The organism is Homoserinibacter gongjuensis, assembly GCF_030161875.1.
Lineage (GTDB): Bacteria > Actinomycetota > Actinomycetes > Actinomycetales > Microbacteriaceae > Homoserinibacter > Homoserinibacter gongjuensis.
In genome coordinates this window covers 2,891,926-2,905,291 of record NZ_BSVA01000001.1, presented here as the reverse complement: position 1 = coordinate 2,905,291, position 13,366 = coordinate 2,891,926, and the positions used below count along the sequence as shown (strand labels likewise).

Here is a 13,366-nt window from a genome sequence, read left to right as displayed (position 1 = left end):
CACCATGGTGCGGAACACGGCGGGGCAGGACCCCGAGCATGAGGGCGCCCTCTCCGACGAGGGGGATGCGGCCCTCGCCGCGGCGCTTCCTGAGAGCCTCACCGTCTCGATCGAGCTGCCGGCCGAGCAGTACGAGCCCCCGGAGGACGAGGAGCAGGTGACGCTCGGCGCGGTCGTCGCGACGCCCGCCGCCGTGGCTCCGGTGACCCCGGCATCCGTGGGGACCGTGTCGATCGAGGTCGTGTCCGACATGACCCACGTGGCCGACGAAGAGGCCGAGCCGACCCTCGAGACGCCAGTCGTGCCGCTCCCCGCCGACGACGAGCTCTACTCGCGCCGGGATCGCAAGCGCGGTGCGACCGCCTCGCCCGAGCCGGCCGCGATGCTCACGGCCGACCGCCTCCTCGAGCCCAAGCGCAACCGTCACGCGCCCGAGGGCGCCTGGCCGTCGTTCGTGTACGCGAGCACCCTGCATCTCGTGAACCTCGGCGACTCGGCCAAGGTGCGCGAACGCAAGGCGCTCGACGCACGCATCGCCAAGCGCTTCGAGGGCGGCACGCGCTACGTGCCCGTGCTCACCCGCAAGGGCGGCGTCGGCAAGACCACGGTGACGACCCTGCTGGGCATGGCGTTGTCGGATGTGCGCGAAGATCGCATCATCGCGGTCGACGCGAATCCCGACCGGGGCACCCTCGCCGAACGCGTCGCCAAGCAGACCCGGTCGACAGTGCGCGACATCGTCACCCACGCCGCCGCGATCAAGGACTTCAGCGAGTTCTCGACCCACGTCTCGCGCGACGAGACCCGCCTCGACGTGCTCGCATCCGACACCGACCCGCTGCTGTCGGAGGCCTTCGACGAGAACGACTACAACGTCGTGGCCGACCTCGTGGCGCGGTACTACTCGATCTGCCTCACCGACTGCGGCACCGGCATCGTGCACTCGGTCATGCGGGCCACTCTGCAGCGCGCCGACGGCATCGTCGTGGTCTCGGGCGGCAGCGTCGACGAGGCGCGGCTCGCCTCCGAGACGCTCACCTGGCTCGAGGCGAACAACTACGGCGACCTCGTGCGGAACGCCGTCGTCGCGATCAACACCGCCACCCACGGCACCAACCTCGTCAAGCTCGACGAGATCGACGCGCACTTCTCCTCGCGCGTGCGCGCCGTCGTTCGGATGCCGTACGACCCCGAGCTCGCCGCCGGCTCCGTCGTGCGCTGGCAGAACCTGCAGCCCTTCACGAGAGCCTCCGCCCGCGAACTCGCCGCGCTCGTCATGGACGGGCTCCCGACCAGCAGAAACGCATGACCGAACGACAGATCCGCCTCTTCGGCGACCCCGTACTCCGCTCGAAGACCGACCCGATCACCGACCCCGGCGACCCCGCGTGCGCGCGCTCGTCGAGGACCTCGTCGACAGCGTGCGCCCGCCGGGACGCGCCGGGGTCGCCGCGACCCAGATCGGCGTCGGGCTGCGGGCGTTCAGCGTCAACATCGACGGTGACATCTCCTACGTCATCAACCCCGTGCTCGAGGTCGACGGCGAACCGGAACCCGTCGACGAGGGCTGCCTCTCGGTGCCCGGCTTCTACTTCCCGCGGATGCGGTACCCTGGGCGCGCGTCACCGGCGTCGACGTCGACGGCAACGAGGTCGTGCTCGAAGGCGACGGCCTCATGGCGCAGGCGCTGCAGCACGAGACCGACCACCTCGACGGCAAGCTCTACATCGAAGGGCTCGAGCCGGAGGTGAAGCGCGAGGCGATGCGCGCGATCCGGCAGGCCGACTGGTTCTCGGCGTGAGGGGTCTGCTCTCGACGCGCCGGGGAGTCGTTTGCTTCCCGCGACGCATGCCCCCGCGTATCGCCTGCGGCGATGCGCTCCCGCCCGACCCGATGCCAGCGTCGCGGGAAGCAAACGCCACCCCCGGCGCTGAGCATCCTCGGTCGGGAACTCCGGAGTCGAGCGGGTGCGCACGCGGATGGCCGGGCGCTCGCGCGCGGCCGGCCATCCGGCGCAGTGCCGCGGATTACCGCGGCGCCGGACTATCTGAGCGAGATGCCCTCGGTGGCCGGGGCGCCCGAGTAGAGCTCCTCGATCAGGGGTGCGAAGTCCTTCACGATCTCGTGCCGCTTGATCGACATCTTGGGCGTGAGGTGACCGCTCGCTTCGGTGAACTCGATGTCGAGGATCTTGAACTTGCGGATCGACTCGGCACGCGACACCTTCGCGTTCGCGAGGTCGATCGCGCGCTGCACCTCGGCGATGACCTTCGGGTTGCGCGCCGCATCCGCCACGCTCATGTCCCCGGCCTCGCCGTTGTTGTTGAGCCACACCGGCAGCATCTCGGGGTCGAGGGTGATGAGCGCCGAGATGAAGGGCTTCTGATCGCCCACGACGACGACCTGCCCGACGATCGGGTTGGCGCGGATCGGGTCCTCGAGGGCGGCCGGAGCGACGTTCTTGCCACCCGCCGTCACGATGATCTCCTTCTTGCGCCCCGTGATCGTGAGGTAGCCCTCGTCGTCGAGCGAGCCGATGTCGCCCGTGTGGAACCACTCGCCGGAGAACACGGCGGCCGTCTCCTCCGGCTTGTTCCAGTAGCCGTCGAACACGTCGATGCCCTTCACGAGCACCTCGCCGTCGTCGGCGATCTTGATGCCGACGCCCGGCAGCGCCGTGCCGACGGTGCCGATCTTGAACTTCGACACGATGTTGACGGTCGCGGGGGCGGTGGTCTCGGTGAGGCCGTAGCCCTCGAGGATCTTCACGTCGAGGCTGCGGAAGAAGTGGCCGAGGCGGAGCCCCAGCGGCGCGGAGCCCGACACGGCATAGCGCACGCGTCCGCCCATCGCCGCCTTGAGCTTGCCGTAGACGAGCTTGTCGAAGAGTGCGAACTGCAGCTTGAGCCCCAGCGGCACCTTGCCGGCGTCGAGCGCCTTCGAGTGCGCGATCGCGACATCTGCGGCCTTGCGGAAGATCTTCTCCTTGCCGCCGGCCGCAGCCTTCTGCTCGGCCGAGTTGTAGACCTTCTCGAACACGCGCGGCACGGCGAGCAGGAAGGTGGGCTTGAAGCTTCCGAGCGCGGGCAGCAGCTGCTTGGTGTCGGCCTGGTGCCCCACCTTGACACCCGCGTGCACCCCGAGGATCGAGATGAAGCGGGCGAAGACGTGCGCCGTCGTGATGAACAGCAGGGTCGAGGAGCCGGGCTCGACGACCTCCTTCATGGCGACGGCCGCGTTGCGCGAGAGCTCCACGAAATTCGAGTGGGTGAGCACGCAGCCCTTGGGCGTTCCGGTGGATCCGGAGGTGTAGATGAGGGTTGCGAGATCGGAGCCCGAAGCGAGAGTGCGGCGCTCCTCCACCTGGGCGTCGGTCACCTCGCCGCCCCCGTCGACGAGCTTCTCGAGGTCGCCCAGGTGCATCTGCCAGACCTTCTCGATCTGCGGCAGATCGGCGCGCACCTCGTCGAAGCGCGCGAAGTGCTCGGCGGTCTCGACGATGATCGCGGATGCGCCCGAGTCGTTGAGCGTGTACGCGATCTGGGCGGGCGCCGAGGTCTCGTAGATCGGCACGAGCACGGCGCCGGCGAACCAGGTCGCGAAGTCCACGAGCGTCCACTCGTAGCGCGTGCGGCAGATGAAGCCGATCTTGTCGCCGGGCTGCACGCCGGCGGCGATGAAGCCCTTGGCGAGGGCGACCACCTGACGGTGGAACTCGGCCGTGGAGACGTCCTCCCAGCCTCCATCCGCGGTGGGCAGGGCGAACAACGGCGAATCGGGCGTCGCGGCGACCCGATCGACGAGCAGGTCGGTGGCGTTCGCCTCCGGGTCGGCGGGGACGACGGCAGGGACGTAGATCTCGTTCACGGCAGCTCCTTCGGTACCGAGAGGGGTCGGGCAGTGAGTCAACTGTAACCCGGCGCGTCCCCCAGACCGACCGCCGGGCATGCGCGCGCCTCCGGGCCGCTGGCTAGACTCGTGGCTCGTGCATGCCATCGGAATCGACATCGGCGGAACGAAGATCGCGGGAGGCCTCGTCGCCGAGGACGGCACGATCGTGCGTCAGGAGCGTCGACCCACGCCGGCGGGCGATGGCGAGGCCATCATCGACGCGGTCGTCGAGATCGTGCAGAGCCTGCGCGCCGACGGCGAGATCGCGGGCGTCGGGGTCGCCGCCCCGGGCTTCATCGACGCCGCCCAGTCGACGGTGTACTACACGCCCAACATCCCCTGGCGCAGCGAACCCCTGCGCGCCGACCTCTCGGCCCAGCTGCCGGGCCTCGACATCACGATCGACAACGACGCCAACGCCGCGGGCTGGGCCGAGTACCGCTTCGGTGCCGGGCGAGGCCGCCGCGACATGACCCTGCTGACAGTCGGCACCGGCGTGGGCGGCGCCATCGTGACCGAGGGACGCCTCTTCCGCGGCGGGTTCGGGGCCGGTGCCGAGATCGGCCACATGCGGGTCGTTCCGGGCGGTCTGCCGTGCGGATGCGGCCAGCGCGGCTGCATCGAGCAGTACGGGTCGGGGCGCGCCCTGCTGCGCTACGCCAACGAGATCGCCGATCAGCGCGGGATCGGCCAGGCTCTCGCCGCCGCCCGCGCCGAGCACGGCGAGCTCGACGGGCACCACGTCTACGAGCTCATCGTCGCCCAGGACCCGGGTGCCCTGTTCGCGCTGCGCGAGCTCGGGGATGGCTCGGGCAGGCGGCAGCCTCGCTCAGCGCCGTGCTCGATCCCGAGCTCTTCGTGTTCGGCGGCGGGGTCGCCGCCGCGGGAGACCTCCTGCTCGAGCCCATCCGCGAGGCCTACCTCGCCCACCTCCCGGCGCGGGGCTTCCATCCGGAGCCCGACTTCGCGACCGCCGAGCTCGTCAACGACGCCGGCATCGTCGGCGCCGCCGACCTCGCCCGCATCCACGCGGAGTCCCGCAGCGCATGAGCCGCACGGCATACGCGACGCCTAGACTCGGGGGCGCACCACGGGAGGGGAGCTGAGTGTTCTACCTGTTCCTGAAGAACGTCATCGTCGGCCCCTTCCTGCTCTCGGTGTTCCGACCCTGGGTCAAGGGCTACGAGAACGTGCCGCACAAGGGTGCGGTGATCTTCGCGAGCAACCACCTCTCGTTCATGGACTCGATCTTCCTGCCGCTCGTCGTCGACCGGCAGATCCGCTTCCTCGCCAAGAGCGAGTACTTCACGGGCCGTGGCATCCGCGGGCGCATCATCCGGTGGTTCTTCCTCGGCGTCGGCCAGCTGCCGATCGACCGCTCGGGTGGCAAGGCATCCGAGGCCTCGCTCAACACGGGTCTCGACCATCTCGCCTCCGGCGGCTGGCTCGGCATCTACCCCGAGGGGACCCGCAGCCACGACGGACGGCTCTACCGCGGCCGCACGGGCATCGCGCGGATGGTGCTGGAGGCGGGCGTGCCGGTGGTGCCTGTCGCGATGATCGACACCGAGAAGGTCATGCCGGTCGGGTCGAAGCTGCCCAAGGTGCGCCGGGTCGGACTCGTGTTCGGCGAACCGCTGGACTTCTCGCGCTTCGCCGGCATGGAGGGTGACCGCTTCGTGCTGCGCTCGATCACCGACGAGATCATGTACGAGCTCTCGCACCTCGGCGGCCAGGAGTACGTCGACGTGTACGCCTCGAGCGTCAAGGGACGCCCGCAGGCAGGCTCCGCCGCCGCATAGCCCACCGGACGGCGCGGCAGTCGGGCCTCGGATAGGCTCGTCCTCGGGCCAGGTGCCCGTTTCTCCACCCGAAATCGAATCAGAGGACCCACCCGTGGTAGACCCCACCGAGACCGTCGTGCAGGCAGATCCCGCAGTGATCGCCGGTCTCGACTATTGGCGGGACCTGCCGATCAAGCAGCAGCCCGAGTGGTCCGACGCGGATGCGGTGGCCGCGGCCTCCGCCGAGATCGCGTCACTGCCGCCGCTCGTGTTCGCGGGTGAGGTCGACATCCTGCGCGACCGCCTCGCGCGCGCCGCACGCGGCGACTCGTTCCTGCTGCAGGGGGCGACTGCGCGGAGACCTTCGCCGGCGCGACGGCCGATCAGATCCGCAACCGGGTGAAGACGATCCTTCAGATGGCGGTCGTGCTCACCTACGGCGCGTCGATGCCGATCGTCAAGATGGGCCGCATGGCGGGCCAGTTCGCCAAGCCCCGCTCGAGCGATTTCGAGACGCGCGGTGACGTCACGCTGCCCGCGTACCGTGGCGACATCGTGAACGGCTACGACTTCACGCCGGAGTCGCGCCAGGCCGATCCCGCACGCCTCGTGCAGGGGTACCACACGGCCGCCTCGACGCTCAACCTCATCCGGGCCTTCACCCAGGGCGGCTTCGCCGACCTGCGCCAGGTGCACTCCTGGAACAAGGGCTTCGCCGCGAACCCGGCCAACCAGCGCTACGAGGGCCTCGCGAAGGAGATCGACCGCGCCATCCGCTTCATGGAGGCCGCCGGTGCCGACTTCGACGAGCTCAAGCGCGTGGAGTTCTACACCTCGCACGAGGGCCTGCTCATGGACTACGAGCGCCCCATGACGCGCATCGACTCGCGCAACGGCACGCCGGTCAACACCTCGGCTCATTTCCTGTGGATCGGGGAGCGCACGCGCGATCTCGACGGCGCCCACATCGACTACTTCTCACGCATCCGCAACCCCATCGGCGTGAAGCTCGGGCCGGCGACCGACGCGTCGACGATGGAGAAGCTCATCGACAAGCTCGACCCCGAGCGCGAGCCCGGCCGGCTCACCTTCATCACGCGGATGGGGGCGGGCAAGATCCGCGACGCGCTGCCGCCGCTGCTCGAGGCCATCAAGGGCATGGATGCGACGCCGCTGTGGGTCACCGACCCCATGCACGGCAACGGCATCACGACGCCCACGGGCTACAAGACGCGTCGCTTCGACGACGTCGTGGATGAGGTGCGGGGCTTCTTCGAGGCCCACCGCGCCGCGGGCACCCACCCCGGTGGCCTGCACGTCGAGCTCACGGGCGACGACGTGACGGAGTGCCTGGGCGGATCGGAGCACATCGACGAGGCGACCCTCGCGACGCGCTACGAGTCGCTGTGCGACCCACGCCTCAACCACATGCAGTCGCTCGAGCTCGCGTTCCTGGTGGCCGAGGAGCTTAGCGCCAAGTAGGCAACTCACGTGGGTGAGGAGCGCCGCTCAGCCCAGCTTGACCTTGATCTTGGTGCCCTTCTTGACGGAGGTGCCGACGTCGGGCGCGACCTGCTCGACGATCGCATCGCTCGGTGCGCCCTCGCCGAGAAGGCTGCTCTTGAGGTTCCAGTACTCGAAGTCGAGGCCGACATCCGTGAGCTTCTGGCGCGCCTCGTACCAGGTCAGGCCGAGGATGTCGGGTACGTCGACCGGCTCGGGGCCCCGTGAGACACTCAGCAGCACGGTGTCGCCCGGGTGGACGGGCTCGTCGCCGACGATCCTGATGACGGCGCCCTCGGGGATCTCGTCGTTGTAGTCGAGCTGCGGTTCCGACTCGACATCCACTTCGACTCCGGCGAGGGCGGCGGCTGCCTCGTCGAAGCTCATGCCTTGAATCGGGGGCAGCTTGCCGGCCGACGCGGTGAGCTCGACCTGCTGACCTTCGAAGAGACCCTCTGCACCCTGCAGGATGTCGACGTCGCCGACGGATGCCGCGAGCACCATGTCTTCGTCTTGCTCGCTGAACACGTACGTGGGTTCCTCGTCCATGAGCAGCCCGGCGTCCTCGATCACGGCTTGCGCCTGCGCGAGGGTGAGGCCGGCGAGCGCCCCGATCTGCGTCGGTGCGGGACCGTCGGAGACGATGAGGGTGACCGTCGAGCCCTTGCGCACGCTCGACCCCGGTTCCGGGTCGGATCCCATGATGAGGCCCTCGGCCACCTCGACCGAGTGGCCGTGCTCGAGTTCCTCCGCCACCTCGATGCCGAGCGCGGTGAGCGTCGCGCGCGCGGCATCCGGCTGGCTCTCCACGATCGAGGTCGGGATGGTCGCATGCGCGCCGGGACCCGCACCGAACCACCAGCCCGTGCCGCCGGCGGCGATCGCGAGCACGAGCACGAGCACGAAGGCGAGCCAGCCGCGGCGACGGCGCGCATCCGAGGTCGTGCGCAGCTTGGCCGCGTTGGGGCTCACCGGGCCCGTCTCCTGCACGGGGGCCGGGGCACGACCGCCGAGCACCTGGGTCTCGGCGGTGAGCTGTCGCGCCGAGGGCAGCACCATCGTCTTCTGAACCGCCGTGGCGGCCGTGGGCAGGGCGGTGTGCAGCAACGTCTCGGTCTCGCGCAACTGCTCGAGCATGACGCGGGCGTCGCGCGGGCGCTCCTCGGGGTCGCGCGCGGTGGCCCACAGCACGAGCTCGTCGAGCTCGGCGGGTACGCGCGGGTTGACGTTGGAGGGCGGCGGCACGGAGTCGTTGGCGTGCTGGTAGGCGATCTGCATGGGCTGCTCGCCCTTGTACGGCTGCTCGCCGGTGAGCATCTCGAACATCATGATGCCGACCGCGTAGATGTCGCTGCGGGCATCCGCGATGCCGCGGGTGACGAGTTCGGGGAGAGGTAGGCGATCGTACCGAGCAGGGCCGCGCCCGTTGCCGTATTGGCGGATGCGGCGCGCGCGAGGCCGAAGTCGCCGATCTTGATGCGCCCGTCGTCGGCCAGCAGCACGTTCTCGGGCTTGAGGTCGCGGTGCACGATGCCCGCCTTGTGTGCGGCGGCGAGGCCCGACAGCACGGCTTCGGCGATGTCGATCGTCTGCTCGGCCGTGAGCGCCCCGTGCTCCTGCAGGAGGTCGCGGAGGGTGATGCCGGGCAGGTACTCCATGACGAGGTAGGCGGAGTCGTCGTCCTGGCCCTGGTCGAAGACGTTGACGACGTTCGGGTGCGCGAGGCGCGCTGCCGACCGTGCCTCCTGGATGAAGCGCTGCTTGAACTGGCTGTCGTCGGCCAGGTGCCCGTGCATGACCTTGACGGCGACGCGCCGCTCGAGTCGGAGGTCGGTCGCGAGGTAGACCGTCGCCATCCCGCCCCGGGCGATGCGGGAGCGCACCTGGTACCGGCCGTCGATCAGGCGGCCGATCAGGGATCGGTGGTGCTCGCGGTCACCTTTCGAGTGTAGGAGGCGGCGTCGCCCTCGTCGGGCCGCCACGCGGCCCCGGGAACCGTCTCGAGCGGCTCCGTCAGCCCAGTTGAGCCAGCCATGAGGTCGCGCTCGTCTCCCACTTGGCGTAGGCGTTCGGGTAGGCCGAGATCTGCACGGCCTGCGCCGCCTGCGTGAGACTCATCGACTGCCAGCCCGGGATGTCGAGCAGGCCGCGCGTCTTGCCCTTGTTGGGGTTGCTCGGTCCGCCGTAGAACAGCCGGGCGGCATGCGAGGCGTTGAGGATCTGCTCGGGCGTTCCCCAGCCGGTGCTCGGCCGCTGCTGGAACAGGCCGAGCGAGTCGCGGTCGCCGTAGTCGATGTTGCGCATGCTCGACTCCTGCATCGCGGCCGCCAGCGCGATCACGATGCCGCGGTCGGGCACACCGAGTTCGCGGCCCACCTGGATGATGATGGCGGCGTTCGCGGCCATCTCGGCGGTGAGCGGGGTGACGCCCGAGCCGTCCTGCGCGACGGCGACGCCGGGGATGCTGAGCGTGCGACCCGTGTAGATGATGCTCGACCAGGTGAGGCCGTTGGCGTCGAGGATCGACTGGATGCTGACGCCGAACTTCTTCGCGATCGAGGAGATGGTGTCGCCCCGTGCGATGAGGTAGCTCGCGGTGGCGGGGGCGGCGGTGTCGAGACGACGGGGGTCGTGGGCTCGGGAACCGCGGGCGCGGGAGCCGCTGGTGCCGGCGTGACCGACGAGACGTTCTCGGCGGCGAGCACGGTGCCCGGGATCGCGATCGTCTGGCCGGGGTAGATGATGCTCGACCAGCTGAGCCCGTTGGCGGTGAGCACCGACTGCGTCGAGACGCCGAAGCGCGCGGCGATGCCGCTGATGGTGTCGCCCTTGACGATCGTGTACCGACCGCCGGTGGCGGCGGGCGGCGCAGCGCTCGGGGCAGGGGCCGTGGTGCCGCTCGTGAGCTTGAGCACCTGGCCGGGGAAGATCAGCGACTTCCAGCCCAGCCCGTTGAGCGCGAGCACGCTCGCGGTCGCCAGACCGTAGCGCCCGGCGATGCCCGAGACGGTGTCGCCCGCCTTGACCGTGTAGGTCGAGGGCGTCGCGGCCTGGGTCTTCGCGGCGGCGGTCGTGGCGGATGCGGCGGCGACAGCGGCGCGAACGGTGCTGCCGAGCGTGGTCTTGGGCTTGGCGGGCTTGCGCTCGGTGCTCGACTGCGCGTTCGCGGGCGCGACGACACCCGTGACGGTGAGCGTGCCGGCGAGCACGATGGGCATCGTCGCCATCATGCTCTTGGCCAGCATCGACGAGGCGTTCGCCTCGCGTGCCGGGCGCTGCGGCTTCGCCGCGGGGGTCTGAGTGGGCGTGAGCCCGGCGAAGACCGAGCGTGCGCGGTCGCCCACCTCCTGTGTGTGCTGCATCGCCGTCCTGCCTTCCCCTCCGGCCCCGGGGGCATCTCCGGTACGGGGATAAGTTGTCACAGATGTTTAACAGTGTCAATTAGCGTGGCTGATGTTGTTTGAGTTCATCTGTTCGTAACATTTGCCGTGCGGGCGTCGGCCCGCGGCGTCGTGCACGCTAGAGGGGTGACCGAACCCGTCTCCGAGTGGCTCACCATCCCCGACCTCGTCGACCTGCTCGGCGTGCCCCCGAGCAAGGTGCATCGCCTCATCGAGGACCGCCAACTGCTGGCGACCCGCATCGACGGGGTGCTCCGCGTGCCGGCGGCGTTCCTGCGTGACGGCGAGCCCCTGCACGAACTGCGCGGCACGATCATGTTGCTGGCCGACGCGGGCTACAGCGACGACGAGGCGATGCGCTGGCTCACGAGCGAAGACGACAGCCTCGGCGTCGCCCCCATCGAGGCGCTCCGCGCCGGCCGCAAGGCCGAGGTGCGCCGGGTAGCGCAGGCTCTCGCCTTCTGAGTACTCAGGTGGTTGAGGAGCGGATCGCGCAGCGATGCGCGTCTCGAAACCGCCGTCCTCATGATCGGTGGTTTCGAGACGCGCCGCTGGCGCGGCGCTCCTCAACCACCTGTGTCAGCTCGACAGCACCGCCAGCTGCTGCGTCGCACGCGTCATCGCGACGTAGCGGTCGACAGCGCCCTCGATGCCGCCGCGCTCGTCATCCGAGCCCCACGCATCCGGGTCGACGAGGATCACGAGGTCGAACTCGAGCCCCTTCGCGAGCTGCGGGCTCAGCGAGCTGACGCGCGGCATCCCGGCGAAGGTCGGATCGCCGATGACGCACGCGACGCCCTCGGCGTGCTCGGCGAGCCACGACTCGAGGATCGCGTCGCGCTGACTCAGCGACCCGTGCAGCACGGGGTGGCCGCTGCGGCGGATCGCGACCGGCACGTTCGCGTCGGGGATCGCGGCGCGGATGACGGGCTCGGCCTCGCGCATGACCTCCTCGGGCGTGCGGTAGTTCACCGTCAGCGTCGCGAGCCGGGCGTCGCCGAGTCCGACGCGCGCGAGTCGCTCCTGCCAGCTCTCCCGGAAACCGTGCCGCGCCTGGGCACGGTCGCCCACGATGGTGAGGCTGCGTGACGGCACGCGGCGCAGCAACATCGTCCACTCGGCGTCCGTCAGCTCCTGCGCCTCGTCGACCACGAGGTGGGCGTAGGGGCCCGCGAGGTCGTCGGGCGCGAGCGAGGGAGCGCGTCCTCGTCGATGAGCCGCTCCGCGAACGGCCGTTGGCTCAAGGCCTGCACCTCGCCGTCGCGGTCGTCGTCGGCGGCGAGCAGATCGTCGATGACGCGTTGCCGCACCTCCTGCTCGGCCGCGAGCGCGGCGGCACGCCGCCGGGCCACCCGCGCGATCTCGGGGTCGCCGATGCGCTGCCGGGCGGCATCCAGGTAGGGCAGGTCGGAGGTCGTCCACGCCCGTCCGTCCTGGCGCGTGAGCGCGCGCACCTCGGCGTCGTCGAGCCACGGCGCGCACGCGCGCAGGTAGGCGGGAACCGTCCACAGGTCGGCGACGACGCCCGCCGGGTCCAGCAGGGGCCATGCCGCCGCGAAGGTGCGGGTGAGGGTCGCGTTCTGCGCGAGGGCGCGACGCAGCAGCTGCGGCGGCGCCTGGTCGGCGTCGTGCTGATCGATGAGGATCTCGAGCACCGACTCCCAGACCTGCCCGCGTGCCTCGTTGTGGGTCGTGCCTGGCTCGACCGCGTCGAAGGCCTCAGCCCACTCGGCGGGTCCGATCCATGCGGTGCCCCACGGCGTCTGAACCGTGAGCTCGTCGCTCGGTGGCTGCTCGTAGCGACGCACGGCGTTCTCGATCGCGTCGAGCAGGCGGCCGGAGGCCTTGAGCCGGGCGACCTCGGCATCCGATTCCACGCCGGCCTGGGCGCCTTCCGCCACGAGGTCGCGCAGGGTGCAGGTCTGCACCCCTTCTTCCCCGAGGCTCGGCAGCACGTCGGAGACGTAGGAGAGGTAGGGCTCGTGCGGGCCCACCACGAGCACGCCGCCGCGGCGGTGGCCGAGCCGGGGGTCGGCGTAGAGCAGGTAGGCCGTGCGGTGCAGCGCGACGACCGTCTTGCCCGTGCCGGGGCCGCCGTCCACGATGAGCGGCCCGCGCGAGGACGCCCGGATGATGGCGTCCTGGTCGGACTGGATGGTCGCCAGCACGTCGCGCATCTGCGAGGAACGGCTCGCGCCGAGGCTCGCGATGAACGCCGACTGGTCGTCGAGCGCGGCGCTGTGCTCCAGCCCCTCGGCCGTGAACACCTCGTCCCAGTAGTCGGTGACGCGTCCGCGGCTCCAGCGGTACCGGCGGCGGCTCACGAGCCCCATCGGGTCGGCGTGGGTCGCGGCAAAGAACGGCTCGGCGGCGGGCGCGCGCCAATCCACGAGCAGACGCGTGCCGTCGGCATCGGCCAGGCTCACGCGCCCGATGTAGATCGGCTCGGCCTCGCCTTCGGCCACCATGCGCCCGAGGCACACGTCGAGGCCGAAGCGTCGCAGCAGCCGGATGCGCGAGCTCAGCTCGTGCACCTCGAGGTCGCGCTCGAGCACCTCCTGGTTGTTCTCGCCGGTGCGCAGGCGCGCTTCGTCGAGGCGCCCCTCGAGCTCGGCGAGCTGGGTGCGCACGGCAGCGGCGATCGCGGCGAAGCGGCGCTCGTCGTCGGCGATCAGTTCGGGCTCGGCCTTGGCGGCGAGTCGGTCGGGCAGGTCGAAAACGCGGGAGGTCACGGCAGGTCTCCGGATGGGGTGAGGGTGGCGCGGGGTCGGCCTGCCATCGTCACAC

General features: G+C 70.4%; 11 protein-coding genes and 4 pseudogenes. 7 read left to right on the top strand and 8 right to left on the bottom strand.

All coding sequences use genetic code 11. From position 1 onward, the window contains the following. Nucleotides 1–4 precede the first annotated feature (4 nt). The 3 genes and pseudogenes from QQK29_RS15560 (at nt 5) to QQK29_RS15550 (ending at nt 1,801) form a co-directional block, all read left to right on the top strand. On the top strand, nt 5–1,309 hold the full coding sequence (locus tag QQK29_RS15560) for a MinD/ParA family ATP-binding protein (RefSeq protein WP_284301537.1): 1,305 nt from the start codon (nt 5–7) through the stop codon (nt 1,307–1,309). 70 nt (nt 1,310–1,379) lie between these two features. After that, nucleotides 1,380–1,550, top strand: a pseudogene (locus tag QQK29_RS15555) (peptide deformylase); the annotation flags it as partial. 125 nt (nt 1,551–1,675) lie between these two features. After that, complete coding sequence (locus tag QQK29_RS15550; protein WP_284301994.1) at nt 1,676–1,801, top strand: peptide deformylase; 126 nt, start codon at nt 1,676–1,678, stop codon at nt 1,799–1,801. Nucleotides 1,802–2,043: 242 nt separating this feature from the next. On the opposite strand, the gene QQK29_RS15545 is transcribed toward QQK29_RS15550, so the two are convergent. After that, nucleotides 2,044–3,867: an AMP-dependent synthetase/ligase gene (locus QQK29_RS15545; protein ID WP_284301536.1), complete on the bottom strand. Its 1,824-nt coding sequence runs from the start codon at nt 3,865–3,867 to the stop codon at nt 2,044–2,046. A 118-nt stretch (nt 3,868–3,985) separates the two neighbouring features. Between QQK29_RS15545 and QQK29_RS15540 the strand changes: the two are divergent. The 3 genes and pseudogenes from QQK29_RS15540 to QQK29_RS15530 all read left to right on the top strand — a co-directional run bounded on the left by QQK29_RS15540 (nt 3,986) and on the right by QQK29_RS15530 (nt 7,157). Continuing rightward, a pseudogene (locus QQK29_RS15540) lies at nt 3,986–4,941 on the top strand (ROK family glucokinase). 56 nt (nt 4,942–4,997) lie between these two features. Beyond that, nucleotides 4,998–5,693, top strand: a complete 696-nt coding sequence (locus QQK29_RS15535; protein ID WP_284301535.1) for a lysophospholipid acyltransferase family protein — start codon at nt 4,998–5,000, stop codon at nt 5,691–5,693. A gap of 94 nt (nt 5,694–5,787) precedes the next feature. After that, a pseudogene (locus QQK29_RS15530) lies at nt 5,788–7,157 on the top strand (class II 3-deoxy-7-phosphoheptulonate synthase). A gap of 27 nt (nt 7,158–7,184) precedes the next feature. Here the strand turns inward: QQK29_RS15530 and QQK29_RS18195 are convergent. The 5 genes and pseudogenes from QQK29_RS18195 to QQK29_RS15505 form a co-directional block, all read right to left on the bottom strand. Beyond that, a complete protein-coding gene (locus tag QQK29_RS18195; protein ID WP_348533891.1) occupies nt 7,185–8,507 on the bottom strand; it encodes a PASTA domain-containing protein in 1,323 nt (440 codons plus the stop codon). Further along, the gene (locus QQK29_RS18190) at nt 8,504–9,034 is read right to left on the bottom strand and encodes a protein kinase domain-containing protein (protein WP_348533890.1); all 531 of its coding nucleotides are present in this window, start codon (nt 9,032–9,034) and stop codon (nt 8,504–8,506) included. The genes QQK29_RS18195 and QQK29_RS18190 overlap by 4 nt, the downstream gene beginning before the upstream one ends. A gap of 56 nt (nt 9,035–9,090) precedes the next feature. Beyond that, on the bottom strand, nt 9,091–9,213 hold the full coding sequence (locus tag QQK29_RS15515; protein WP_284301534.1) for a hypothetical protein: 123 nt from the start codon (nt 9,211–9,213) through the stop codon (nt 9,091–9,093). Then, nucleotides 9,192–9,554 carry a hypothetical protein gene (locus QQK29_RS15510; protein WP_284302087.1) on the bottom strand — a complete coding sequence of 121 codons (363 nt, stop codon included), beginning with the start codon at nt 9,552–9,554 and terminating at the stop codon, nt 9,192–9,194. The genes QQK29_RS15515 and QQK29_RS15510 overlap by 22 nt, the downstream gene beginning before the upstream one ends. Before the next feature lie 395 nt (nt 9,555–9,949). Beyond that, nucleotides 9,950–10,396 (bottom strand): annotated as a pseudogene (locus QQK29_RS15505) (LysM peptidoglycan-binding domain-containing protein); the annotation flags it as partial. Between the two features lie 309 nt (nt 10,397–10,705). On the opposite strand from QQK29_RS15505, the gene QQK29_RS15500 reads away from it, so the two are divergent. Next, nucleotides 10,706–11,044: an Rv2175c family DNA-binding protein gene (locus QQK29_RS15500; protein WP_284301533.1), complete on the top strand. Its 339-nt coding sequence runs from the start codon at nt 10,706–10,708 to the stop codon at nt 11,042–11,044. A 114-nt stretch (nt 11,045–11,158) separates the two neighbouring features. Here QQK29_RS15500 and QQK29_RS18185 read toward each other — a convergent pair whose 3' ends face one another. Next, complete coding sequence (locus QQK29_RS18185) at nt 11,159–11,731, bottom strand: helicase domain-containing protein (RefSeq protein ID WP_348533889.1); 573 nt, start codon at nt 11,729–11,731, stop codon at nt 11,159–11,161. Then, nucleotides 11,707–13,311, bottom strand: a complete 1,605-nt coding sequence (gene helR / locus QQK29_RS15495) for an RNA polymerase recycling motor ATPase HelR (RefSeq protein WP_348533934.1) — start codon at nt 13,309–13,311, stop codon at nt 11,707–11,709. Before helR ends, QQK29_RS18185 begins: the two co-directional genes overlap by 25 nt. Nucleotides 13,312–13,366 lie beyond the last annotated feature (55 nt).

Coding starts and splice junctions, on each gene's coding strand:
- QQK29_RS18195 (WP_348533891.1), bottom strand. CDS start 8,507: ATGATGTTCGAGATGCTCACCGGCGAGCAGCCGTACAAGGGCGAGCAG.
- QQK29_RS15550 (WP_284301994.1), top strand. CDS start 1,676: ATGGCGCAGGCGCTGCAGCACGAGACCGACCACCTCGACGGCAAGCTC.
- QQK29_RS15560 (WP_284301537.1), top strand. CDS start 5: ATGGTGCGGAACACGGCGGGGCAGGACCCCGAGCATGAGGGCGCCCTC.
- QQK29_RS15515 (WP_284301534.1), bottom strand. CDS start 9,213: ATGGCTGGCTCAACTGGGCTGACGGAGCCGCTCGAGACGGTTCCCGGG.
- QQK29_RS18190 (WP_348533890.1), bottom strand. CDS start 9,034: ATGGCGACGGTCTACCTCGCGACCGACCTCCGACTCGAGCGGCGCGTC.